This is a genomic window from Paenibacillus periandrae, from assembly GCF_022458865.1.
In the GTDB taxonomy this organism is placed as follows: domain Bacteria; phylum Bacillota; class Bacilli; order Paenibacillales; family NBRC-103111; genus Paenibacillus_S; species Paenibacillus_S periandrae.
This window is the reverse complement of record NZ_JAJNMU010000011.1, coordinates 68,020-93,237: the sequence shown is the minus strand read 5'-3', so window position 1 is coordinate 93,237 and position 25,218 is coordinate 68,020. Positions and strand designations below refer to the sequence as shown.

The following is a 25,218-nucleotide window of genomic DNA, read 5'->3' as shown; positions in this document are numbered from 1 at the left end:
ATATTCGTATTATTTAAAACTGGATCTTTTCCTCGATAAATCCCTTTAACTCGCTGATCGGCATTCTCGTTTGTTCCATCGAATCACGATGTCTCACAGTCACTTGACCATCCTGTTCGGAGTCAAAATCGTATGTGATGCAAAAAGGTGTTCCGATCTCATCATGACGACGATATCTTTTGCCAATTGATCCTGATTCATCATAGTCAACCGTGAAATGTTTGGACAGGCCCTCAAACACGCTCTGAGCACCCTCTGAGAGCTTTTTGGACAGCGGGAAGATTGCTGCCTTGATCGGTGCCAAAGCAGGATGGAAACGTAATACCGTCCGGCTGTCATCGCCTTCCAGCTGCTGCTCCTCATAAGCATCAATCAAAAATGCCAGAGTAACCCGGTCAGCACCAAGCGAAGGCTCGATACAATAAGGAACATAGCGGTCACTGCTCTCTTGGTCGATATAGTTAAAATCCTCGCCCGAGTGCTGCATGTGCTGCTTCAGATCGTAGTCGGTACGGTCTGCAATGCCCCACAGCTCTCCCCATCCAAAAGGAAATTTGAATTCGATGTCCGATGTTGCGTTGCTGTAATGGGACAGCTCATCATCTGAATGATCTCTCATCCGGATATTGTCTTCATTCAGTCCAAGATTAAGCAGCCATTGGAAGCAATAGTTTCTCCAGTACTCAAACCACTGCATATCCTCACCAGGCTTACAGAAAAATTCAAGCTCCATTTGCTCGAACTCGCGAGTACGGAACGTGAAGTTACCAGGCGTGATTTCGTTACGGAAGCTCTTGCCGATTTGTCCGATACCAAACGGGAGCTTCTTTCTCATCGTACGCTGTACGTTTTTGAAATTTACGAAGATGCCTTGTGCCGTTTCCGGACGCATGTAGACAACATTCGAGCTGGCTTCGGTAACACCTTGAAATGTTTTGAACATCAGGTTGAATTGACGAATCTCCGTGTAATCAAAAGCACCGCAATCCGGACATACAATATGGTGCTCGACCATCAAAGCACTCATTTGATCGAACGACAAGCCGTCGACAACCATTTCAATCCCTTTTGCATCTAATGCATTTTCAATAATTTTATCTGCGCGGTGGCGCGCTTTACACTGTTTACAATCGATCATAGGATCATTAAAGTTACCTACGTGACCCGAGGCCACCCATGCTTGCGGGTTCATCAAAATAGCTGCATCCAGGCCTACGTTGTATGGAGATTCCTGAATAAACTTTTTCCACCAGGCCTTTTTGATATTATTTTTCAATTCAACACCAAGCGGACCGTAATCCCAAGTGTTGGCTAATCCGCCATATATCTCTGATCCCGGAAAAATAAAACCTCTATGCTTAGCTAAAGCTACAACCTGATCCATACTAACTGTCATGATTCGTTCTCTCCTTCTATATGGTTACAAATGCTTCAGCATATGATCGACAATTCGATATGAATTCTCGGATGCCTGCAATGTAAATTGTGCAAAATTCACTTCAGCCGATCCATCGGCTTTATCCGACATTGAACGGATTACGACCTGCGGGATACTGTTCATCGCGCATACCTGTGCAACAGCGGCGCCCTCCATCTCGGTGCACGTTCCCTGCAGCTCACTATAGAGTTTGGCAACGGTGTCTCGGCTGGCAATAAATTGATCACCTGACAAGACTCTCCCTACTTGTACTCGACCTGGGAAAAGCTCATTGCTGGCGTCCATTGCCGCTTGCTTGAGACGTTCATCCGATACAAACAACGAGACTTCCTCATATGGAATCGTCCCACGCGGAAACCCTAACGCCGTAACATCCATATCATGCTGCAGCAGCTCGGAAGAGATTACGATATCTCCAACATTTAAATCCGGATGAACTGCCCCGGCAACACCTGTAAATATAATCGAATCGATTCCGAAATTATCAATCAATATTTGTGTGGTCACTGCAGCATTGACTTTGCCGACACCGGATTTGCACAGCACGATTTTTTGGTTATGCAAGAGCCCCTCCAGAAATTGAATCCCCGCCTTCTCCGTAGTCTCAACCTGCTCCATATGCTCCAGAAATAATGCGATTTCTTCTTTCATAGCACCTATAATGCCAATTTTACCATAAGACAAACGGGTATCCTCCTAAAAAAGTTTTGCCGTTGACCATGAGAAACTTGCTTCATCCTGGTGAAGCATAGCCTATGCCCTGGTTCCCGCAGCGTTGCTTGTTCTATGAACTGTTTAATGCCTATAAAAAGAAAGGAGGCTCATATTAGAGATGAGCCACCGAATTTCTATGAATAAGCTCATGGGGCAAAATAACCTGCATGAGTTCCGAAGCATCCTTGGTCTCTTTGTTCATAAGCTTGGTTAGCAGTCTCATGGACACCGCACCAATATCGTACATAGGCATTGCGACCGTAGTCAACTGTGGTCTTACCATGGAAGCCATACGAATGTTATCTACACTGATGACAGATACATCCTCCGGAACCCGTAAACCACTATCCAGCAACGTGTGCATAGCACCAATCGCCATTTCATCCGTCGCTGCAAAAATCGCCGTTGGACGCTCACTCAGCTCCAGAAAATGCTTGGCAACTTCCAATCCGGATTCATAACGATAGTTTCCTATTCTTACGTAATCCTCTCGAAGCGGAATGTCGGCAGCCTCAAGCGCTCTCTTGTAGCCTTGGTAACGGGCAAATCCGTTAGCAGGATCCTGCAGCGTACCGGAGATCATAGCAATGTTGCGGTGCCCATTCTGGATCAATAAATTCACTGCGTCGAAGGCCGCCTGCTCATGGTCAATGTCTACAGAAGCAAATGCATTATTGTCATCCTTGGTAGCACATAATACAATCGGAACCGATGATGTTTTGAACGCTTGAAGATGCTCGTCCGTTACAGCCCCGCCCATAAACAGCAGACCGTCAACCTGCTTCTCCAGCAATGTGTTAATAACACGTATTTCTTTATCTTTCTTCTTATCTGCATTACACAATATGATGTTATAGTGATACATGTTCGCAATATCTTCAATACCTCTAGCAAGCTCTGAAAAAATAGTGTTGGAAATGTCGGGAATCACAACGCCAACCGTTGTTGTTTTCTTGCTGGCAAGTCCTCTGGCTACGGCATTTGGGCGGTAACCGAGACGTTCGATGGCTTCAAATACCTTCTTGCGCGTTTGCGGCTTCACGTTGGGATTGTTATTCACAACCCTCGATACGGTTGCCATGGAAACGCCTGCTTCTCTGGCTACATCATAAATGGTTACAGTCACGGACATTCTCTCCAGTATGTAAAGTGTATTAAAACAGCGTGCTTTACTTATTTGATTTTATCATACGACAAAATACGGTTTTTCGCAATGAAAGGAACGATTTCTTTCATTTATAGTAACAAAAAATCACAAAAAAAGCCAACTGCACCGCAGTTGACTTCACATTTTACGTTAATTATGGAGAATCATTCAGTGATAATGATTGCTTGGAGATTTGCTCGAGCCGCTTGCGGACATCCTCCACCCAGGGTTCATCCTGTAACGATTGAGCAAGCAGCAGCAGATCCAGCAGTTCATTGATACGTTCTTCTACAATTTTTTCGACCGGATCTGCAGCATACTGCTTCTCTGTCACTTTAAACATCAGATGAGCAATTTCACTAATATCATTAAAATGAATATGCTGCCTATTGGTCGTCTGTTCCAGCTTTCCAATCACTCCAGTCAACTCGCTCTTCACCTCTGCAAGCACTTCACTTCGGCGACAGTCTTCACAAGAAAAAACCGGAACATTCTCAATTTCAACTTTGTTTTTATAAATGACAGTACGCAGCTTTATATTCATGGTGCTGCCACATTTGCATTCCTTATGCAACTCATACCACTCCTTCATCGCTCCAGCAGGACCTTACGCTGTTATGACCTTCTAGAATTATTCTACTTCCAGAGGTAAAATCCTTCTCGATTCAGGCTAGTAATATTTAGCACCTTTCCATCTCTCAAACCGAACACGAATGCTCGGTATTGTTACGAAAAGCATTGCCAAAGCAGCACCAATGGCATCATTGCGAATATCCATCACATCTGGAGTACGACCGGGCACAAAGGATTGATGAAACTCATCCGTAACGCCATACAGCGCACACAACAATACGACAATCAGTTTGTAACCCCAGGTCAGCCTATGAATTCCAAAAGCCCAGGCATAAGTTAAGGACAAAATAAAATAAGCAAGAAAATGTCCCCAGTCCAACCCTTCCATAGATGGAATGAAACGCTGAAACTCGCTTAGCCAGCCCCCCATATCATCACCTGTTCTGGCAGACAAGTAAAAAATAGCTGCCATCCACACAATAGCAGGCAGAAACCGAACAGTGAGTCTCATACTATAGCTTCTTTGTATATTCGGCTAGCACCTGAATATAAGCCTTCATAAATGCAGGCAGATCAGGAGGTCTACGGCCAGAAACAATATTACGATCAACCACGACTTCCTCATCGACCCAAATCGCACCGGCATTCTCAAGATCGTCCTTGATTCCCGGTGTCGATGTCATTGTATATCCCTCACATATTTTGGCGGAAGCTAATACCCATCCAGCATGACATATATGGGCGATCGGCTTCACAGCCTCGTGGAACTCTCGAGTCAAGCGCAGTACATCAGCATAACGACGAAGCTTGTCAGGTGCCCAACCACCCGGAACATAAAGTCCGATATAATCACTGGATTGAACCTCGCTGAAAGCATATTCGGTTGTCAAAGGAACTCCGTATTTGCCGTAAAATACTTTATTAGCGGCTGGTCCGACAAGATGAACCTCAGCTCCCGCCTCACGGAGACGCAGTACAGGGTACCACATTTCCAAATCTTCAAATTCTTCATCAACAAAAGCGAGCACTTTATATCCTTGTAATTCCATTGCAAGAATCCCTCCATGATTTCATATGTATGTTTATACACCCGGCTGTTGTCCGCCGTCAATGACGATTTCAGTGCCCGTGATTGAAGGCACGCGGTCAGATACAAGCAGCAAAGCCATCGATGCTATTTCATCAGGGTCAACTAGGTGCCCGAGCGGTATTGACTTGTTCATAAGCGTTTTTTGCTCATCATAACTGATGCCGCTGGCCTGAGCATGCTGCCGGGTTAATGTCTCCGCTCTTTCCGTAGCTGTCGAACCTGGTGAAATGGCATTGATTCTGACATTGGACTTAGCCAATTCCTTTGAGATCCCTCTTGTAAAATTAAGCAGCGCAGCATTAGCCGTACTGCCTGCCAAAAAATTAGGGTTAGGCGTTCTGCCCGCACCACCGACAATATTCACAATACGACCATCCTTTTGATCGATCATATGAGGCGCAGCCTCCTTGACCAAGCGTATGTAGCCGAGCAGCTTAAAATTCCAGGCTTCTGTGAATACATCTTCGGATAACTCGAAAAATGCTCCTGCTTTAGCGGACCCTGCATTATTGATTACAATATCAATCCGGCCGTAGTGCTCCAAGGCGGTGGAAACAACCGTTTTGCTTGTAGCAGGATCACCCATATCACCAGCAACCATTACAATACGTGAAGGAATCTCCGAAGCAGCAGAATTGCCAACAATGGAATCTGCGGCTTTCTGTAAGCGAACTGAATCCCGAGCCACCATGACGACAGAGGCCCCTTCCATATACAGTGCCCTGGAGCAGGCAAGTCCAATTCCCGCGCTTGCTCCTGTAACAATTGCAATTTTACCGCCAAGTCCGAGATCCATCCGAACACTACCTCTCCTTTTGTCATCGATCTACTTACCGATTACTTCGCTATGACATCCTCATGCAAGTGCTTGTTTAACAAATCAATCACGGCAGTACTTGTACTGCATCGAAGCAATTGTTCCCATATGTTCGAGCTTTGATTGAAGTGGCTTTGCAGCAGGCTGTTTTTAACCCGTAATATGGACTGTATCGACATACTCAATTCTTTAACATCCAGACCAAGCCAGATGGGAAGCGCCCGAATGTCTCCTGCCATTTCACCACATACGCTGACGTGTATATTAGCCGCTTTCGCAGACTCTACTGTGCTTTTAAGCATCCTTAGCACAGCGGGGTGGAAAGGGTTATACAAGTGAGCTACAGTCTCATTCATGCGATCCACCGCAATCACGTATTGTACAAGATCATTCGTTCCGATACTGAAGAAGTTTACTTTCTGTGCTAATAAATCGGCTATAATGACAGCTGCAGGAACTTCAATCATAATTCCTACTTCAATATGTTCCTGAAAAGGAATCTGCTCTGAACGCAGCTCTTCCTTCGCTGATTCCAGCACAGCATTCGCTTTATCCAGCTCTTCGATGGATGATATCATCGGATACAAAATTTTTACATTGCCATAATAGCTGGCACGGAGGATAGCACGAAGCTGCGTTTTGAACAAGTCGATACGATCCAATGAGATTCGGATAGCGCGATAACCAAGAGCAGGATTATCCTCCTCGGGAAGTGCAAAATAATCGAGGCTTTTATCACCGCCGATATCAAGTGTTCGGATCACTACCCGCTTGCCTTCAAGCTTTTCAGCTACCTGCTTATATACCCTGAACTGCTCTTCTTCAAGCGGTAAATTATCCCGATCCATATACAAGAACTCCGTACGGAATAACCCAACCCCTGAAGCTCCATTGCTCAACACCTGATCCAGCTCTTTAACGGTACTGATATTAGCAGCCAGTTGAACGGCAACACCATCCTCGGTTTGAGTTGGAATATGGGCAAGTACCTGCAGCTTATCGCGCATTTTCAGCCAGTTCGATTTACGTATTTTATAAATTTCAATCTGTTCTTCCGTAGGATTGATGTATACCTGCCCCTCATCGCCGTCAATAATAAGAAAATCACCATTTTGAATTGGCGTAGCCAGCTTGCCCTCCAGACCCAGCACATAAGGAATACCCATTGCGCGAGCCATGATGGAAACATGTGAGGTTTGTCCACCAAGCATCGTAACAAGCCCCAAAGCATTAATCGTATCCAGATGAACCATTTCGGACGGAGAGAGCTCTTTGGCAACGACAATATAAGGCTGCTCCTTAGGTGGTAACGTTTCTTCCAGTGCTCCAAGCAAATGCTTTAACAGCCTGTTCCCGACATCCTTGATGTCTAGAGCTCTTTCCTTCATATATTGATCGTCCAGCAAATCAAACATATTCACAAACTTCTCAATGGCCTCTTTAACCGCCACCTCGGCCGCTTTATACTGCCGCTGCATGATTCCCTGCACTTCGTTCATGAAAATCGGATCTTCCAAAATGGCCAGATGCGCATCAAAAATTGACGTTTTATCATCACCCAGTACCGTTACGAACTCCTGCTTGATACATTCGATTTCATCCTTCGAGTTCCTGATTCCATCATACAACCGCTCAAATTCAAATGCCAGGTCCTTCACATCAATCAGCTTTTCAGGGAAGTCCCATTCCCAGGTCGGTATGACAAAAGCTTTCCCCATCGCAATTCCTGATGCAGCTCCGATCCCCTCAACCATGAGCATTTCCTCCCTTTATGCTTGGCTCTTTCATGACTACGGACATCACGGATGCCTGTCCTTTTTTTACTGCTTTATAAGGCGCGAAGCTCCATGACCTGACCTTGTCCACGTTCGTGATCAGCATAGGAGTTGCGAGCGATTTGCAGTTTTTTTTCACCTTTTGCAGATTAAATTTCACCAGCAATTGGCCCACCTCCACCCTATCGCCTTCCTTGATAAAAGCTGTAAACCACTTGCCCTGCAACTGCGCAGTATCGATTCCAATGTGAAGCAGCACCTCAAGGCCCTCATCGGTCTCGATGCCTATAGCATGCAGCGATGGGTATAATATAATGATTTTACCCGCTACAGGAGCAACCAGCTCTCCTTTTTCAGGCATAAAAGCAACCCCATTCCCAACAAGCTTGCCGGAAAAAATTTGATCCGGAACCTCCTCGAGCGGAATCATCTGCCCCTGCATCGGCGCGTTGAACAGCACTTGCTGCAAGTCCTTGCGTATCAGCTTTTTGATTTCCTCACGTATTAACTCGGAGTATGTACCAAACACAACCTGTACATTACCTCCACCTAATCGGATGACACCTGCCGCACCTAAATGCTTTAGCGCAGCAATGTCCATCAATCGATCATTCGTTAGGGTAAGTCTCAGCCTTGTAATACAGGCTTCAATGTTCTTGATGTTGTCCTTGCCACCAAGAGATTGCAGAATTAGTGGAGACCGGTAAGGAATATCACCTGCCCACTCTTCAAGCTTGGACCCCTCTTCCCTGCCAGGTGTCGGAATTCGAAAGCGGCGAATCGCCCAACGAAACAAAAAGTAATAAAGCAAACCATACGCAATACCTATAGGTATCAGCATCCATCCGTTATGCGACAAGTGAAAATTGATAATATAATCGATTGCTCCTGCCGAATACGAAAAGCCGTGATGAATGTTTAAAGCATACGCAATCCACATGGAAAGCCCGGAAAGAAGTGCATGAATAACGAATAAATAGGGCGCAACAAACAAAAAAGCAAATTCAATCGGCTCTGTGACTCCAGTCAGAAATGAAGCCAGTGCAGCCGTCAAAAACGTTGCGCGAATTTTGGGTTTAAGATCCTCGCGAGCTTCTTGAATGATAGCCAACGCGATAGCAGGCAGCGCAAACATCATGATAGGATATAAACCTGCCATGTATGCGCCTGCATTAGGATCACCTGCAAAATATCGCGGCAAATCCCCAAACACCATTTCACCACTTGGCTTCTGAAAGGCACCGAGTTGAAACCAGAAAAAGTTGTTAAACACATGATGCAAACCCGAAGGCACCAGCAATCGGTGAATCACCCCGTTTACAAACGTGCCAAAGCCCCCCAGCCCGATAATGGCGGTGGATAACCATTCCATAAATTTTTCCATATATGGACCTACTTCAATGGTTATCAAGCTAAGCAAGAAAATAGCAAGGCCCATCAGTAGTGGAACCATTCGGGGTCCGCCGAAAAATTGTATCGCTTCCGGAAGCTGAATATTTTTACAGCGATGAAACAAAATCGCGGCAATTAAGCCGATTAATATACCTCCAGGGACACCAAGATGAAATTCTGCACCTAAGTAATGCCGAGTTGCCTGTATAAACATCAAGTGTCCAATGAGTGCCGACATCCCTGCAATACCAGCACTTTCCGTTAATCCGAGAGCAACCCCAACAGCAAAGATCATAGGAAGGAACGTAAAGATGGTATTCCCGCAGAACAACAAAATTTCCCCAAATTGAGACATATGTATTTCCTGCCACGGAAGAGCTCCAAGCCACAACAAAATAGCAGCAACGGGAAGTATCATGGTCGGAAGCATTAGCGACCGGCCTAACTGCTGCAAACTACCCATTAAGTTCAAGCCAACCAACCCCTCCTTTCTATTTCGATGGTAAAGGTAAAGCCTGATTTTGTCAAACAAATGGACTGCTTATGTGCACATTCTGAATTGGGTAAGGAAAAGCGGGCCAAAGGCCCGCTCTTGTTAAGCTTAAGTTAAAATTGGTAGCGGCTAAACGAATTATTGGACTGGCTGTATTGGCTTTGTGATGGTTGTGTAGAGTCTGATCTCAGATAAGCATCGTGACCTTGTTGATTGCCACGATAGTTTGCTGTGTAGTAGGATTGTGGACTTTGAAATTGACTATACGATTGATTTTGCTGGTTCTGATTTTGTTGATTGGAGCCATATTGGCTGCTGCTTCCTGCATTGTATGCATTCATGCTTGAAGCTCCGATACCATACTGACTTTGTGCTGTTTGTGTGGAATCCGATCTCAGATATGCGTCATGGCCCTGTTGATTTCCTACGTAATTTGCGGTATGAAAGGAATTCGGGCTTTGTGTTTGATTTGACGAAAACTGGTTTTGATAACCATACAAGGCATTATTATTGATATTTCCATACGAAGATGCTTGATTACTATAGCCTGTTCCTATGCCAAATTGGCTTTGTGCTGTTTGTGTGGAATCTGATCTCAGGTATGCATCATGACCCTGCTGATTTCCACGATAATTGGCCGTATGGAATGCATCCTGGCTTTGAGTTTGGATGTTGGCAAACTGATTGTTGTATGGGTTACTAGTTTGAAAATTGTTCGAGTTCCCCATACCAAGCGATTGATTATATTGAGACTGCACATTGCCTATTGGCTGGTACTTGGTCTCCAAACCACGGTATTGAGAGCCTGAGTTGGATGAACCGAACTGATTTTGATAAGCATTTTGCTGATTGTTTTGATACATGTACAATTCCTCCTAGAAATCCACAAGTCTTCCGAAGCCATCAGGACTAGGCCCTGCTTTTCCAGAAGCTTTTCATATTGTCTCTTAGGTTGACGAGCTTTATGAATGGAAGCTGCTGGAATTCGCTTAGAAACGACAAAAGACAAGAACGGGAATTCTTGTCTTTTTGCTGCCGTTATATTAGATAGGAACCGTTAGTCGATCAAGCTCTGTCAGAGGACTCCCGCACCATACGCAGTAAAGATTGTGCAGCATAACCTGGGTCTGGATGGTTATAAATAGCCGAAACTACGGCAATCCCATTTGCTCCAGCACTGATTACTTCAATTGCGTTAGTCTCATCGATACCACCAATCCCTACGATAGGGATTGACCATCTGGCCGTAATATCGCGAATTAAACCTCCTCCAATGGCATTACCCGCATCCAGCTTGGTAGAAGTTGAATAAATGGGTCCAACACCCAAATAATCGGCTCCATTGGACATTGCCCAATCCGCTTCCTCCATCGTCCCCGCCGATATCCCGATAATTTTATCCGGACCCAGCAAACGACGCGCTTCTATTCCCGGGATATCGTCCTGGCCCACATGAACACCATCTGCATCAAGCAGCAGGGCAACATCGATCCGATCATTAACAATGAATGGAACCTTATACTGTCGGCACAAAGCCTTTAACTGGGCTCCCTGCTGCAAAACCTGCTTTAATGGCGCCTTTTTCTCCCGCAGCTGAACCATCGTCACTCCGTCAGCCAAAGCCTCCTGAGCTATCTCAAGGGCGGTTCGTTCTCCGGAGCCATCCAGACCCATAACCAGATAAACTTGTAAATCCTGTGGCAAGCGATTCTGAAACACCGTTATTTCCCTCCAGGCAGTAATATAGCATCTTCAACCTTAATACACCGATCCATAATGACTTCAAGTCCACCGCTTTTGGCAATCTCGGCCGCTTCATCATTAAAAATGCCTAATTGAAGCCAGAATACTTTCGCATTAATTTTCACAGCTTCTTCAGCTACAGGTACAACCTGGTCACTGCGTCGAAAAACGTTGACTATATCGACTGGCTCTGGAATATCGGAGAGAGAAGGATAGCATAATTCACCAAGGATTTGCTTCGCATTGGGATTGACCGGAATGATCCGGTAGCCCTTGCTTTGCATGGCCTCAGCTACCATATAAGAGGTACGATCCGGCTTATCCGATAAACCTACGACAGCGATGTTACCGGCATTTTTAAGCAGCTCCTTGATACGATCTCTTGCAGGATTTTCAAACGCCATAATGACCAGCTCCTTATAGTATCGAATTGAAATTGCTTGAAAACTTATAGTTTATAACTTAAAGCTTGACGTCCCATCGCTTCCCAGGTTTCGAGAAACTGTGCCTTATCAATTTTTACATTGCTTTTACCAGTAGAAGGATCGTTGACATATACATTGTGCTCATCAAATCCGACAAGCAATACAGCATGCTCCATAAAAGTTGTCTCAATCGGTCCTATCGGCGTATCCCAAACTACCCAATTATCGGGCACTTGAAAATTGATCGTGGTCCAGACAAGCGACGGAATGCCATCACGAAGCTGCTGCTCGAGCATATCAAAGGGTTGATTCGTTAAATCCATAGCTGTCGGAATATATTTTTTTTGCAATTCAAATAATGCTCCATGATAAATACCAAAGCCTTTGGCAGAGCCTGTAACCTCCCCGACAAATCCCAAGTTAGGATTCCCCCAATAAGCGATTGAACCATCCTTGTTCCGCTTTAATGGCGTATTATCACGCTTCATCTCAGGCACCAGCTCCAGCTTGCTTTTGGCTACTCCGTAATATTGAAGCATCATCGTCAGGCTTGTAATTTCACACCCTGATGGAAGCTCAGGATGTTGACGAATCGCCGGAGCCTTTAGCATAGCTGAAGTGGCCAACGGAATCGGGGTCAGGGGAGGCGGTGAAGCTGTTGTGATGATGGGCTGTCTGGCACCCAAAGTATCCGCATAGGCAATCGTCGAAGATTCGTTGAACCAGCCTTGTCCGGTAATTTTGGCGTACAGCAGCATCGAAAAAACACCACTGGCAAACAGGAGACCCAGTATGAGAAAAAAGCCGAATGTAACTTGGATTCCTTTCCAAAGTACAGGCATGACCATCAACCCACTTGTCTAGAATATTTATTATTCAACAAACTCAATATGTGCGCCCAAGGAAATCAAATGCTCAAAATAATGAGGGTATGATTTCGCTACATGATGCGCATCGTTAATCGTTAGTCCCTTCTCTGAACGAAGACCTACTATAGTCAAAGCCATTATGACACGATGATCGTAATGGGCATTGATTTCAACGCCGCCGGTTACTCCCTGAGGCCGACCATGAATAATGATTTCACTTTGTCTTTCTTCCACATCGGCTCCCGCTTTACGAAGCTCATTTACGAAATCGGTAATACGGTCACATTCCTTGTAGCGCAAATTTTCCACGTTATAGAATCGGGATGTCCCTTCAGCGAACACGGCAGCAGCCACCATGGCCAGTACACCATCGGTAAAATGATCACCATCAAATTCGCCAGCCTTCAACTGTTGGTTTCCTTTAACATGGACAACACCGTTCTCATGTGTCAAATTCACACCCATCGCACGCAGAACATCGACAACCGCCTTTTCACCCTGCTTGCTGTTCTCTTCCAAGCGGAGTACCTTGACATCGGATTGAGTAACGGCCGCGGCAGCCAATATTGCGGCAGAGCCTGGATAATCACCTTGGACCACATACTTTTGCGGTTGATACTTTTGACCACCGCGTATAGTGTAGTGCATCAGATCCTCCGAAGCCTCAATCTGAATACCTGCCTGTGCGATGACTTCCAGTGTTTGTCCTACAATGACCTTGGACTTCAAATCGTGAAGCACCTCGATCTCGCTATCTTCATCAAGCAGTGGAGTCATAAACAGCAGTGAGCTCAGAAACTGCGAACTTACATTGCCAGAAACCTGGATTTTGCCTCCGTGCAGCTTTCCCTTACCAATCGTAATCGGCAGCTTTCCTTGATTATCGTCGACCTCTATACCCAACTGTTTTAGTGCATCGATTAAATCATTATGCGGTCTTTTCCCGAGAGAATCCGGATACGCATTAATAAAGGTCACTTTAGGACAAAATGCAGCGACAGACATTAAGAAACGAAGCACGGCTCCCGCATTTCCAACATTCAGTTCGGATACATCACGAGGATTCCTGCCAAAGCCCTGAATGGTCATCTTTTCTTCGTCTTCTTCAACGATAGCTCCCAAGTCACGGATACAGCGACGCATTGCATCACTGTCTTCGCTATGAGCCGGGTAATATATCGTGCTTGTCCCCTCTGCTAAAGCGCCGATTAACAGGTAGCGCGTTGTGTAGTTTTTAGAGGAAAGTGCATTTATTGTACCTTCTAATAAATTTGTCGGTTTTACAATGGCTTTCATGAATATGTATCTCTCCTGTTCAGCAAATAATTCCTGTTGACTTTGATCAAGACGCAGTCAGTATAAGTTTACCATAGTGATTCGAGGTTGCAAACCGTGAAGTTGACACCGGCTTGCGATAATCGATATCATAGACATACTCAGATCAAAATCACATAGGAGGGTCACACAGATGGAAACAATTACGACAGAACAGCTCAAGGCTCGCTTGAATCACAATGAAAAATTACACATTATTGATGTACGTGAGCCAGAAGAAACAGCTCTGGGTGTCATACCAGGCGCTGTACTCATACCGCTCATGCAAATACCAGAGCGATTGGATGAAATTCCTCTGGATCAAGAAACGATTCTTGTATGTCGCAGTGGCGGTCGCAGCGGAAAGGCTTACGATTATTTGCAAGCACAGGGCTATACGAATTTGAAAAATCTGACAGGCGGGATGCTGGCTTGGGACGAGTCCTGAGTCAGCTCAATCCAGGGTTGATGCTACAATCTGTTCCACAATTTCTTCAACAGAAACGCCTGTCGTATCGATGATAAGATCAGCGAAATCGTATGCATTTCGTCGCGTTTCCAACAATTGGCGAACACGCTCTTCCACGTCACCTTGTACCAAGGGACGGTTCTGGTCATGCTTGACCCGCTCGATGATCGTTTCTTCAGCGGCCTTTAAAGCGATGACATAGCCGTCCTTTTTCATACTCAGACGGTTACGCTCTGCCAATACGGCGCCGCCCCCTGTAGATATAACCTGTGCGGATTGTTCAAGAACACGATCCAGCGTATCACTCTCCACTTGGCGAAAAGCCGATTCCCCAAGTGTCGCAAACATTTCACTAATTGTTATTCCTTGACGCTCTTCCACCTTTTGGTCGGTGTCAACAAACTGCCAGCCAAGCCTCCCCGCAAGTGCTTTTCCTACAGTCGACTTCCCTGTTCCCATAAAACCGATCAAAACTATATTTTTTACTATCATTATTGTGACACCTCACCATGAATAGAAACTTGGACAAAGTCATAAGATGAATGGTACCTACACCCCCAAGCTAAGGAGTGTTATGATGAAATCTGATGTATCAAAGCAAAAAATCGAGCAGATTCTCGATCCCGCTCATTTACTGTGTAAAGACGATATTGTGTGGATATTGGGATTTATCAAAAAAAAGGTGGCCGAGAAGAACCCTCAATTACTTGAGCTCTCTCAGCCACGCTTACTGCAAAACTTTCATTATTTTGCAGAAATATCTTTGATGCTGATTCAGCGGCGCAACGGCTTCGATCAAGAGGCGGATCGTCTTAAGTCCTGGATAGCAGAAGCCGTTTATGGATTGCAATCCGATCCAATGACGGATCCATCTCTTCCCGTTTCTCCTAGTTCTCCATCCAGTTAAAGTGGAAAGAACCTTCTTTATCCAGACGTTGGAAAGTATGCGCTCCGAAATAATCTCTTTGAGCCTGAAGCAGGTTTGCAGGCAAACGCTCGGTCCGGTAGCTGTCATAGTAAGCCAGAGCAGAAGCGAATGCTGGTGCAGGGATACCGCGAGTTACGGCAGTTGCTATTACATTTCTCCATGCATCCTGGTAGTTGCTTACAATATCCTGGAAGTAGCCGTCAAGCAGCAGGTTTTTCAGTTCAGGATCGCGGTCATAAGCGTCCTTGATATTTTGCAGGAAGCGGGCACGAATGATGCAGCCACCACGGAAGATCATGGCGATACTGCCGTAATCCAGACTCCAGTTGTATTCAACAGAAGCAGCTCTCATTTGAGCGAAGCCTTGTGCGTAAGAGCAAATTTTGCTTGCATACAGCGCTTTGCGAACAGCTTCGATGAACTCTTTGCGATCGCCTGTATATTTGGAAACGCTAGGTCCGTTCAATACTTTGCTCGCAGCTACGCGCTCTTGCTTCATAGCGGAGAGGAAACGTGAGAATACGGATTCTGTAATGATGGACAATGGTACTCCAAGGTCCAAAGAGCTTTGGCTTGTCCATTTACCGGTTCCTTTTTGACCTGCGGAATCAAGAATCACATCAACCATAGGCTTGCCGGTTTCTGGATCTTTTTTCGTGAAAATGTCTGTAGTGATTTCAATCAGGTAGCTGTCAAGCTCGCCTTTATTCCACTCGGAGAAAATTTCGTGCAGCTCGTCCGTGCTAACATCCAATACATCCTTCAACAGCTGGTAAGCTTCGCAGATTAGCTGCATGTCGCCGTACTCAATGCCGTTGTGAACCATTTTCACGTAGTGACCAGCACCATCAGGTCCGATGTAAGTGCAGCAAGGATCGCCGCCAACCTTGGCCGAAATTGCAGTCAAGATAGGTTCAACCAGCTCATATGCGTCTTTTTGGCCGCCTGGCATGATCGAAGGACCTTTCAAAGCACCTTCCTCACCACCGGAAACCCCAGTGCCGATAAAACGAAGACCGTGTGCTTGCAGGTCTTTGTTTCTGCGCTGTGTATCAGGGAAATATGCGTTACCGCCGTCAATAATAATATCGCCTTTATCCAAAAGCGGTACAAGCGAATCGATTGTTGCGTCTGTTCCAGCACCTGCTTGTACCATGATCAGTACTTTACGAGGCGTTTCCAGAGAAGCTACGAATTCTTCGATGCTGTATGTACCAACCAGGTTTTTGCCTGCTGCTTCCTCAATCAGGGCATCCGTTTTTTCACGGGAACGGTTGTACACAGAGACAGTAAATCCTCTGCTTTCAATGTTCAATGCCAGGTTTTTCCCCATAACTGCTAATCCGATTACGCCAACTTGCTGTTTAGACATCTGTTTTCTCCCTCTCCTGCATATAGTTTCGTTACGACTCACTTGTAATTATAAACATTTCTCGATGAATTTCAAAAGATTATTAGTACGAGTTCAAAAAGTCGACTTTTCAGCACCGAGAAGTTAAAGTTTTCTTAGAAAACTCACTTCGTAAGCTGTGAAGAAGGAGGAGCGGAGTTTAGGCAAACCTAAATGAGCACCACACTTCGAGCTTGAATGCAATATTCGATGCCGAGTAAGCTTCCTGTATGACTTCGTGATCAAAAGACGACTTTTTAACAACCTTTATTAGATTGTCATTGCTGTGAAGCCGCCATCAACTGTCAATAGTGAGCCTGTTACGAAGCTCGAAGCCTTATCGGAAGCCAGAAATACAGCCGCTCCCTGCAGCTCTTCCGCTTCCCCAAATCGATTCATCGGTGTATGGCCCATAATAGACGCCGTACGCTCAGGAGTCAAGAGCTTGCGGTTTTGTTCTGCCGGGAAGAAACCAGGAATAATCGCATTCACGCGAACGTTCGCAGGTGCAAATTCACGGGCAAGAAATTTGGTTACACTGTTAACAGCTGCTTTGGAAGCCGAGTAGGTGAACACGCGTGATAAAGGAACCTGTGAAGAAGCCGACGAAATGTTGATGATGCTGCCGCCCTCGCCTTTATCAACCATATGCTTTCCAAATACTTGACTGGCTAGTACGACACTTTTCAGGTTAACGTCCATGATCGAATCCCATTCTTCCATTTTCAAGTCAAAAAACGGCGTTGGACTGTTCTTTCCAGGACAATTCATCAAAATATCTACACGGCCTGTCCATGCCAGCACATCAGCCAGCACTTTGTGTAAGTCCTCAGCAAGTGTAGCGTCTGCGGAAAAAATTTCTGCTTTGCCGCCAACTTCCAAAATACTTTGTTTCACGATTTCGGATTTTTCCTGATTACGGCCGACAATCGCAACATTGGCTCCATGTCCTCCTAGAGCTACTGCCATAGCACCGCCCAAAGTACTGTTACCACCGATAACTATTGCTGTTTTTCCTGTCAGATCAAATAAATTCATGATGAACCTCCTCAAATTTGTCAAAAATTATTAGTTTTCATTACTTCGTATGCGCATGTTGAAAAGCAGCGATCGATTCGAACTCATCCTTCAGCTGATGGTAGACACGACCATAAATACCGGTCAGCTGCTTGTACAGCTCAAAATGTTCCTGATTGGCTGAATAATTATGTTGCACCTGCATCCAGTCGTGAACGAACGAGAAATCTTTAATTTCGCCCATAGCAAGTAAGCCGAGCTGAGCGGCGCCAAGTCCCGAGCTTTCAATCGTATTCGGCACCACAACCGAGCTACCTGTTACATCAGACATCATTTGCAGCCAAAAGCTGGACCGAGCAAAGCCGCCGGATGCGCGTATTTCCTTCGTAGGACCTGATAGCTCCTCTAACGCGGAAAGAACGGATTGTATCCGGTACATGACCCCTTCCATAACGGCACGGATCATATGCTTTTTCTGGTGATACAAGGACAGTCCAAAAAATACGCCTCGAGCGTTGGCATTCCAATAAGGAGCCCGTTCTCCGGCAAGCAGCGGCAGGAAAATAAGACCGTCAGAGCCTGCTGCAACTTCCTCTGCAATAGAGGTCAAATAGTCGTAAGGATCGAGCCCGCGACGCCGACCTTCCTCAGCTTCTGCTGTAGCCAATTGATCGCGCACCCAGCGGAACATAATCCCGCCGTTATTAATTGCTCCTCCAACGACCCAGAAGTCTTCTTTGAGGGCATAGCAAAACAGCCGCCCCTTTGGGTCGGTAATAGGCTCACGCACAACACCACGAACGGCACCACTCGTACCGATAGTAACCGCGTAAATGCCCTCCTCAAAAGCGCCTACACCCAAGTTTGCCAAAACTCCATCAGCTGCACCGAGTACAAACGGTGTATCCGCGTGAAGTCCCATAGCCTGAGCGTACTGCTGCTTCATGCCTGCGAGATGATGCGTCGTTGAAACCGGGTCTGGCAGCTGCTCCCTGCGAACCCCGCAGGCCTTCATAGCTTGCTCGTCCCAATCCAGCTTTCGCAGATTGAAAAGTCCGGTCGTACTCGCTATCGAATAATCGATCACATACTGCCCGAACAGCTTGGCAAATATATATTCCTTAATACCGATAAATTTATGAGCATGCTCAAAAACATCCGGTTGATTGTCCCGAAGCCACATCAGCTTAAGCAGTGGAGACATCGGGTGGATCGGCGTACCCGTATTCATATAGATCTGATGACCGTCCAGCTCTTCTTTCAATACCTTCACATAGCCAACACTGCGATTATCAGCCCAAATAATGTTAGGCGTCAGAAGTTTCAATTCACTATCGACCGCAATCAAGCTATGCATAGCCGAGCTGAACGAAACGCACAAGATCTGACTTGGCAAAATCCTTGACTTGCCAATGACAGCCTGGACCGAGGTTAAAAGCGCAGCAAAAATTTCATCCGGGTCCTGCTCCGCCATATCCGGGCGCGGAGTGTACATCGGATATTCTACGGAATGTGAAGCCAACACCCGGCCATCCCGGTCAATAACGAGCGTCTTGGCGCTTGTTGTACCGAGATCGGCCGCTATGATGTAAGGCTTTTGTGACGACAAACTCATTGTACCAAATTCCCTTCACTATCAAATTGGAGATCGTAAGGTTCGCTTAAAATCTCAATATCCGCATGCTTTTTAGCGTCCTCCAGCAGGTTCACCGAAATTTCGATTTCACCCAAGTGCAGCGTATCCTGAATGCGGACAAGACGACATTTGGTGTAATCCAGAATATTACAAGTTTTGACAGCGGCTTTGATTGCATAGAAGTCGTTATCGAGCGTAGTCGAAATTTTGGTCGGTGCACATACCGTTGAAGTCAGCCCATTAACAAAAGTTGCAGCCAAATCCATTTTATCGACTAAACGCTGCGTCGTAAAGTCTGCCGTTCCTACCCCATTGGCATTCCCTTTGGTTTCCGGTGTCAAATCCAATACAACCATTTTGGAAACATCGGGGCCACCATGTGCATAAGGCGTTGGATACCTGCCTGTTACATTCGGGTCCATACCGTCTCCACTAATGTTTTTGCCAATGTAATCGATCACCAGCACATCGACCTGATCAAATAAAATCTTAGGAAGTCTATCCTTCGCTTCCTTAAGCAATTCTTCTTCACGTGCCTCGATTTGTTCGGCAGGCAACACTTCAATGCGGCAGGTTTGATCATAAGCATTCTCAACAAGAGCAACACCGAACACAATCGGCAGCTTATCGATCATAATGGTAGCCATAGCCGGCACATTTTCAGCCATATATTTAAATCCGAGCTGATGGCAGGCTTCCGCCCCCTTTTGTTTGCCCAGACCAATCGCGATCATTTTCATAATCCCGCTTTCAATTCTCCCGCGAAAAGCCGTATGGGGCTTCACCCGATTAATTACGACAATCGCGTCCGCTGTCGAAGCGATTTGATCCACATAAACAGGCAATCCGTTAGGAAGCTCATCAAGCTTAATGACCTCCATCGAAGAGCGAATGGGGGCTCCCATCAACTCCTCTGTAACGCCCAAATGATGCAGAACATCCTTCTGCCCTTCAGCCGTTGCTCCACCATGACTTCCCATACAAGGAACGATATAAGGATGACCACCTGCTTGTTTAATGGCATCAATCGTAATTTTCGTAAACAGATCGATGTTGGCGACGCCTCTACTCCCAACAGCAACAGCCACCTGCTGTCCAGGCTTGATCCGGTCGATCGTGCCCGGCTTTTGCAGCTCAAGCTTCAGAGATTGCTCCAGATTGTCGAGCTTGGTGCCATCGAACTTTTGACGGATACGCACCATTTGTGGAATCGGAATGTCTTTGAGAACTTCTCTTAAGATACTCATCGTTATAAACCTCCTGATATGTTGGTCACGGAATCCCGAATCACAAGCTCCGTATGAAAAAATATCGTTTCTTTTTCTACTTGCTTCGACTCAATAAAAGACAGCAGCTTGGCTGCGCCTTCTCTGCTGATTTGTTCGATGGGCCGATGAACCGTCGTCAGCGCCGGAGTCATAAAGCCTGAAAAAATATGATCATCGAAGCCTACCACAGAGATGTCCGCCGGAACGCTCAGCTGTTTTTCTGTTATGGCTTTGATCGCACCCAGCGCCATATCATCATTGCAGCAAAAAACGGCAGTCGGTTGATTATCAAGCTCCAACAGTCGGTTCATAGCAGTATGACCGCTTTCTAAATCATAATTCCCTTGCTGCTGATAATCCAGACGTTTCGGAACCTGATAAGCTTCCATCGCTTCCTGATAACCCTCGCGCCGTGCTTGTGTCGACTTGAAATTTTGTTTCCCCTCTATTATCGCGATTTGCCGATGTCCCTGGGAAATTAAATATTCCACGATCAAATAAGCGCCGCGCTTGTCATCTGGAACCATATTCATAACCTGAACATGCTCAATCTGGCGGTTCAGCACAATAAGCGGAATCTCGAGTCCAGCCGCATATTCAATAAATGGTTGATCTGCTTCGCTTTGACTCATGACGATAATACCATCATAGCTTTTGCGATTCACCTTGTGAAAGCTGGTATAATCGTCGATCCCACGCACTATCAGATTGTATCGATCTTGAATCACATCATTGACACCTTTAATGGCTTCATATAGAAAACCCGCTGATGTACCCGTGTGTAAAGTTGAAAAAAACAAGCCCAGATTATAAGATCGATCAAGTACAAGACTTTTGGCGTTATAATTTGGTGTATAATGCATTTGCGCCGCTAGCAGTCTGATTTTTTCCTTTGTTTCCTGGTTGATTAAAGGACTGTCGTTCAAAGCACGGGAAACCGTTGTATGAGAGACGCCTGCCAGCTTGGCGATATCCTTGATTGTAACGCTCAATCCTACCACCTCAAAATTTATCATATCATATAGCTGCACACGTTAACAACGAGCAATTTTTGCGCACTATACACGCTTTTTGCTGTTTCTATACATGAAAAATGGCCTGTGCAGAATTCCACAGACCATTTTAATCAAAATGTTTACATTTCCAGCTGCAACATTTCATGCCTGAGCTCCAACAACCTTTCTTTGCTAGTATGAATGGCTTCGGTATCCTTGGCTTGAAGCGCATCCTGTAGACTCATCAGCTCGTAATCGAGCTCCATTCGCAAAACCGGGATACGCTCTTCCAGACGCTTCGATCGGAAAGCTTGCATCATTTCATCCAATGTGACTCCAGATTCCTTTTGGAATAGCACCTTATGCTCCACCCCCGAAATTTCTACCATCCGGATAATTTCACCAAACATAATATTTTCGATCAAAATTTGTCTGTCCTTGAAGCGTTTGACGATTGCATGACCACGGGTATCCCCGATCATTTTTTCCATCAGCTCAGCAAGCTTCTCATCCTTAAAGGAATAGTTGCCAACAATTTTATAACGATCTCCCAGCCGTTGGAATTTCAGCTTTACGAGCTTTCTGCCGGTTCGAATCGATACGATAAATTGCTGCTCGCTTTCATTCCAATACAATGAGTAGCCTTCCTGGATAAGCGACTTAATGAAATTACGGATTAGCCGACGGTCAAATCGTAACTCAAGGTTGCAGTATTCAACTTCATGACTTTTACTCACGGCAATCCCCTCCAATATGTGCTTGGCACTCACTGTGAATTTGCTGCTGCACGAATGATGCACGAACAATGACAACACCACGACTTCATTTTCCATAAAATAGTCAGAAGATTCAGTTACTTATTGTTATTTTATTATGAATTCTATGTTTTGGCAACTTGCTTTATTAATTAATTGTTATTTATTTTTTGGAAAATAAATAAATCGCCCAGGATCATGCCCAGACGATTCACTATAGCTGACCTTGTTGCGGCTACTCCCTTATTTTTTGGAAGCCTGTCTTATTGCTTCTTCTTCCTTGGCTTTTCTCGCTTCGTCTTCTATACGAGTAACTTCACGTTCTAATTTATCGTCCAGATCTGTCCAGCCATAACTGTTAACGGTATAACCATCCGAACCATCAACTAATTTCTCCTCCATTTTAGTTAAAATCAGCATGGTTGTGACATAGTGGCTAATCGTAAATTTGGAAGAGGTACGGGTTTGATAGAATAAATATTCATACATGTTCTCTGTTCCTATCTTTTCAATCATAATTGGTATGTTGGTGAATTGAATATCGTCAGTGCGATTACTAGCACTTTCTTTAACATGATTTTGCAGAGCATTGATTTTATTCGTATTAATTTCCCCAGATACCACATACCGCTCACTTCCTTTATAAATCGGTGTTGGCATTTGCTTCAGGCGTTTTTTCATTTCAGGCTCGCTTATGTATAAGGCTCCTGTCAGCTTCTCTTTGGATTGTTTCAAACCGTTCGTATCAATCCCCATCTTCCTTACATCGGAAAGACGGTAATAGATCAAATTATTTCTCACACCTGTACCTTCATCCGCATAGGCCAGCATCAATGGATACTCAGCCCCAAGGTAATTTACCTTGATAGAATATGGGTTGCGGAATTTGAATTCTTCTATCGACTGATCCTTCTCGACAACCTGCTGCTCGGGATTAATCCGGCTGTTGATGTAGATCGTCTTATTCACATCTTTCCAAATAACGCTAGCTCCCAACAAATTGCCAAGCTCTTTCAAAGATAAGTAGGTTTTATCTGCATACACTAGTGTTGGACTCTCCAATTGAATCTGTTTACCATCGAGTACCACGTTGAAATCAGGGCGTAAATAGGCGTCGACCCGTTGAAGCACATCCTCAGCATACACGCCGGCCGTGAAGGCAGTTGTCAATAGAGACCCCGTAATCAGCACGCGTTTCCATCGTTTCATTCGCTATCCAAACCTTTCTTGTTCATGAATTGTTGGTATCGGGAAAAGCTGTTAATCCTTGAGTTAGACTACTTCGGCACGATATCCCTTTTTTCCTTCATAAAGTTTATATTGACAAATATGTTAATTCCGATAGAATAGGTTGGTATATACTTTTAGTATGATCTTTCAGAAGAAAACTAACTTGTATGGAGTTCATGAAGGAGTGAGCAACACATGATTGAAATCAAGAACATCAGCAAGACATTCCAGCAGCGTACAGGCGGCACATTCACAGCAATTGACAACGTGTCACTGACCATTCAAAAAGGGGAATTTGTCTCCTTGCTGGGACCGTCGGGCTGCGGCAAATCTACGCTTTTAAATTTGGTAGCAGGACTTGAGCATGCGCAGCAGGGAACTATAACCGTCAACGGTAAAGACTGCAGCACACCTGGACCCGACCGTGTCGTCGTATTTCAGGAGCACGCCTTGTTTCCATGGTTGACCGTGCTCGACAATGTAGCATTTGGGCTTAAGCAAAAAGGCTTGGGCAAAAAGGAACGCGAGGAGCTTGCGATGGAGCAAATCAAATCCGTTCACTTAAGCAGATTTGCAGATCGTTATCCGCATGAGCTATCAGGCGGGATGAAACAGAGAGCGGCTATTGCCCGCGCTTTGGCGATGGACCCTGAAATTCTGTTGATGGATGAGCCATTTGCGGCACTGGATGAACAAACCAGACTTATTTTACATAAAGAACTGGAAGAAATCTGGATGCGGACCAAGAAAACGATTCTTTTCATCACCCACAATATACGTGAAGCCGTCATTTTATCTGACCGTGTTCTCGTCATGTCGACGAGACCTGGAACCATAAAAAAAGAATTCCCCGTTCAGGCAGAGCGTCCGCGGGATGCATCTGACCCCCTTCTTCACCATACGGAAACCAACATCATGGAAGTTCTTGCCGATGAGTTGGAAAAAGTCGTAAAGGAGGAGATGGGCGATGAGTACAGCCTTAAGAAGAACACTCTTTCTGATCGTAGTTCTAATAGCATGGGAAGCGGGATTTAGAATATTCGATTGGGGCTGGAAGTTCCCCTCTGTTGTCCAGACCGCGCAAGCATTCTATGATGGCTTTGTGCACGGACAGCTGCTGGAAGCGACGCTACAGAGCATACGCAGGCTGCTGACAGCTTTTGTGCTGGCCATATCGATTGGAGTTACACTTGGCTTTTTATTCGCCAGATACCGCTTTCTGGACGATACCATCGGCTTCCTGGTCGTAGCCTTGCAAACCGTCCCAAGCATCGCCTGGCTGCCTTTTGCTATCATCTGGTTCGGAATGAACGACTTTTCTGTCGTATTTATCACTACACTTGGGGCAACCTGGACTATGGCTATGTCAAGCCGAACCGGTATTATGAATATTCCTCCTTTGTATTTGAAGGCCGCACGAACGATGGGCACAGGCAATGGCTTTCGAATGTTTTATCAGGTTATGGTCCCCGCTGCCTTCCCTCATATGATCACGGGAGTTCGTGTAGCTTGGGCATTTGCCTGGCGTGCATTAGTATCAGGGGAGCTGATTGCCAAAGGCGTTGGCCTGGGTCAACTTCTACAGGACGGGAGAAGCTTATCGGATACCGCATTGATGCTGTGTGTAGTTATCATTATTGCTGTTCTGGGTACTCTTTCCGACCATTTTTGCTTCAAACGGTTGGAGGATACGATTTTGATTCGCTACGGCCTAGCCGAGAATAAAAATAAAAAATAGCG

26 protein-coding genes are annotated in these 25,218 nt (G+C 45.5%); 4 read left to right on the top strand and 22 right to left on the bottom strand.

What is annotated here, in order from left to right:
* Positions 1 to 13: 13 nt before the first annotated feature.
* The 14 genes from LRL21_RS19320 to aroA all read right to left on the bottom strand — a co-directional run bounded on the left by LRL21_RS19320 (position 14) and on the right by aroA (position 13,772).
* Complete coding sequence (locus tag LRL21_RS19320) at positions 14 to 1,396, bottom strand: glycine--tRNA ligase (protein WP_240417444.1); 1,383 nt, start codon at positions 1,394 to 1,396, stop codon at positions 14 to 16.
* 24 nt (positions 1,397 to 1,420) lie between these two features.
* Positions 1,421 to 2,122: a 5'-methylthioadenosine/adenosylhomocysteine nucleosidase gene (locus LRL21_RS19315; protein WP_240417443.1), complete on the bottom strand. Its 702-nt coding sequence runs from the start codon at positions 2,120 to 2,122 to the stop codon at positions 1,421 to 1,423.
* 142 nt (positions 2,123 to 2,264) lie between these two features.
* Positions 2,265 to 3,284, bottom strand: coding sequence for a catabolite control protein A (gene ccpA, locus LRL21_RS19310; RefSeq protein WP_240417442.1), 1,020 nt, complete (start codon positions 3,282 to 3,284; stop codon positions 2,265 to 2,267).
* Positions 3,285 to 3,453: 169 nt separating this feature from the next.
* A complete protein-coding gene (locus tag LRL21_RS19305; RefSeq protein WP_240417441.1) occupies positions 3,454 to 3,843 on the bottom strand; it encodes a hypothetical protein in 390 nt (129 codons plus the stop codon).
* Between the two features lie 126 nt (positions 3,844 to 3,969).
* Complete coding sequence (locus LRL21_RS19300) at positions 3,970 to 4,383, bottom strand: VanZ family protein (RefSeq protein WP_240417440.1); 414 nt, start codon at positions 4,381 to 4,383, stop codon at positions 3,970 to 3,972.
* 1 nt (position 4,384) lies between these two features.
* Positions 4,385 to 4,921, bottom strand: coding sequence for a type 1 glutamine amidotransferase domain-containing protein (locus tag LRL21_RS19295; protein WP_240417439.1), 537 nt, complete (start codon positions 4,919 to 4,921; stop codon positions 4,385 to 4,387).
* A 33-nt stretch (positions 4,922 to 4,954) separates the two neighbouring features.
* Positions 4,955 to 5,758, bottom strand: coding sequence for an SDR family oxidoreductase (locus LRL21_RS19290; protein WP_240417438.1), 804 nt, complete (start codon positions 5,756 to 5,758; stop codon positions 4,955 to 4,957).
* Between the two features lie 41 nt (positions 5,759 to 5,799).
* Positions 5,800 to 7,533 carry a phosphoenolpyruvate--protein phosphotransferase gene (gene ptsP / locus LRL21_RS19285; protein ID WP_240417437.1) on the bottom strand — a complete coding sequence of 578 codons (1,734 nt, stop codon included), beginning with the start codon at positions 7,531 to 7,533 and terminating at the stop codon, positions 5,800 to 5,802.
* The gene (locus LRL21_RS19280; RefSeq protein WP_240417436.1) at positions 7,526 to 9,418 is read right to left on the bottom strand and encodes a glucose PTS transporter subunit IIA; all 1,893 of its coding nucleotides are present in this window, start codon (positions 9,416 to 9,418) and stop codon (positions 7,526 to 7,528) included. The genes ptsP and LRL21_RS19280 overlap by 8 nt, the downstream gene beginning before the upstream one ends.
* Before the next feature lie 134 nt (positions 9,419 to 9,552).
* On the bottom strand, positions 9,553 to 10,302 hold the full coding sequence (locus LRL21_RS19275; protein ID WP_240417435.1) for a hypothetical protein: 750 nt from the start codon (positions 10,300 to 10,302) through the stop codon (positions 9,553 to 9,555).
* Between the two features lie 202 nt (positions 10,303 to 10,504).
* Positions 10,505 to 11,158 (bottom strand): thiamine phosphate synthase, encoded by a 654-nt coding sequence (gene thiE, locus LRL21_RS19270; protein ID WP_240417434.1) that lies wholly within the window; start codon positions 11,156 to 11,158, stop codon positions 10,505 to 10,507.
* A gap of 2 nt (positions 11,159 to 11,160) precedes the next feature.
* A complete protein-coding gene (locus LRL21_RS19265; protein WP_240417433.1) occupies positions 11,161 to 11,586 on the bottom strand; it encodes a CoA-binding protein in 426 nt (141 codons plus the stop codon).
* Positions 11,587 to 11,630: 44 nt separating this feature from the next.
* A complete protein-coding gene (locus LRL21_RS19260; protein WP_240417432.1) occupies positions 11,631 to 12,449 on the bottom strand; it encodes a C39 family peptidase in 819 nt (272 codons plus the stop codon).
* A 30-nt stretch (positions 12,450 to 12,479) separates the two neighbouring features.
* The gene (gene aroA, locus LRL21_RS19255) at positions 12,480 to 13,772 is read right to left on the bottom strand and encodes a 3-phosphoshikimate 1-carboxyvinyltransferase (protein ID WP_240417431.1); all 1,293 of its coding nucleotides are present in this window, start codon (positions 13,770 to 13,772) and stop codon (positions 12,480 to 12,482) included.
* 172 nt (positions 13,773 to 13,944) lie between these two features.
* Here aroA and LRL21_RS19250 point away from each other — a divergent pair, with 172 nt between their 5' ends.
* Positions 13,945 to 14,238 carry a rhodanese-like domain-containing protein gene (locus tag LRL21_RS19250; protein WP_240417430.1) on the top strand — a complete coding sequence of 98 codons (294 nt, stop codon included), beginning with the start codon at positions 13,945 to 13,947 and terminating at the stop codon, positions 14,236 to 14,238.
* Between the two features lie 6 nt (positions 14,239 to 14,244).
* Here LRL21_RS19250 and LRL21_RS19245 read toward each other — a convergent pair whose 3' ends face one another.
* The gene (locus tag LRL21_RS19245) at positions 14,245 to 14,751 is read right to left on the bottom strand and encodes a shikimate kinase (protein ID WP_240417429.1); all 507 of its coding nucleotides are present in this window, start codon (positions 14,749 to 14,751) and stop codon (positions 14,245 to 14,247) included.
* An 82-nt stretch (positions 14,752 to 14,833) separates the two neighbouring features.
* Here LRL21_RS19245 and LRL21_RS19240 point away from each other — a divergent pair, with 82 nt between their 5' ends.
* Positions 14,834 to 15,166 (top strand): hypothetical protein, encoded by a 333-nt coding sequence (locus tag LRL21_RS19240; RefSeq protein WP_240417428.1) that lies wholly within the window; start codon positions 14,834 to 14,836, stop codon positions 15,164 to 15,166.
* Here LRL21_RS19240 and gndA read toward each other — a convergent pair.
* The 7 genes from gndA to LRL21_RS19205 form a co-directional block, all read right to left on the bottom strand.
* Entirely contained in the window at positions 15,147 to 16,559 is a 1,413-nt protein-coding gene (gndA, locus tag LRL21_RS19235) for an NADP-dependent phosphogluconate dehydrogenase (protein ID WP_240417427.1), read from the bottom strand. The two genes, LRL21_RS19240 and gndA, sit on opposite strands and share 20 nt — an antisense overlap.
* A 288-nt stretch (positions 16,560 to 16,847) precedes the next feature.
* On the bottom strand, positions 16,848 to 17,615 hold the full coding sequence (locus LRL21_RS19230) for an SDR family oxidoreductase (protein WP_240417426.1): 768 nt from the start codon (positions 17,613 to 17,615) through the stop codon (positions 16,848 to 16,850).
* A 40-nt stretch (positions 17,616 to 17,655) separates the two neighbouring features.
* Positions 17,656 to 19,209 (bottom strand): gluconokinase, encoded by a 1,554-nt coding sequence (gntK, locus tag LRL21_RS19225; RefSeq protein ID WP_240417425.1) that lies wholly within the window; start codon positions 19,207 to 19,209, stop codon positions 17,656 to 17,658.
* Complete coding sequence (locus LRL21_RS19220) at positions 19,206 to 20,477, bottom strand: nickel pincer cofactor-dependent isomerase, group 22 (protein WP_240417424.1); 1,272 nt, start codon at positions 20,475 to 20,477, stop codon at positions 19,206 to 19,208. The genes gntK and LRL21_RS19220 overlap by 4 nt, the downstream gene beginning before the upstream one ends.
* Positions 20,478 to 20,479: 2 nt before the next feature.
* On the bottom strand, positions 20,480 to 21,490 hold the full coding sequence (locus tag LRL21_RS19215; RefSeq protein WP_240417625.1) for a LacI family DNA-binding transcriptional regulator: 1,011 nt from the start codon (positions 21,488 to 21,490) through the stop codon (positions 20,480 to 20,482).
* Positions 21,491 to 21,633: 143 nt separating this feature from the next.
* Positions 21,634 to 22,230 (bottom strand): hypothetical protein, encoded by a 597-nt coding sequence (locus LRL21_RS19210; protein WP_240417423.1) that lies wholly within the window; start codon positions 22,228 to 22,230, stop codon positions 21,634 to 21,636.
* 261 nt (positions 22,231 to 22,491) lie between these two features.
* Positions 22,492 to 23,457: a copper amine oxidase N-terminal domain-containing protein gene (locus LRL21_RS19205; protein ID WP_240417422.1), complete on the bottom strand. Its 966-nt coding sequence runs from the start codon at positions 23,455 to 23,457 to the stop codon at positions 22,492 to 22,494.
* Positions 23,458 to 23,673: 216 nt separating this feature from the next.
* On the opposite strand from LRL21_RS19205, the gene LRL21_RS19200 reads away from it, so the two are divergent.
* Both LRL21_RS19200 and LRL21_RS19195 read left to right on the top strand, forming a co-directional pair.
* The gene (locus LRL21_RS19200) at positions 23,674 to 24,513 is read left to right on the top strand and encodes an ABC transporter ATP-binding protein (RefSeq protein WP_240417421.1); all 840 of its coding nucleotides are present in this window, start codon (positions 23,674 to 23,676) and stop codon (positions 24,511 to 24,513) included.
* Positions 24,446 to 25,216 (top strand): ABC transporter permease, encoded by a 771-nt coding sequence (locus LRL21_RS19195; RefSeq protein ID WP_240417420.1) that lies wholly within the window; start codon positions 24,446 to 24,448, stop codon positions 25,214 to 25,216. The genes LRL21_RS19200 and LRL21_RS19195 overlap by 68 nt, the downstream gene beginning before the upstream one ends.
* Positions 25,217 to 25,218: the final 2 nt, after the last annotated feature.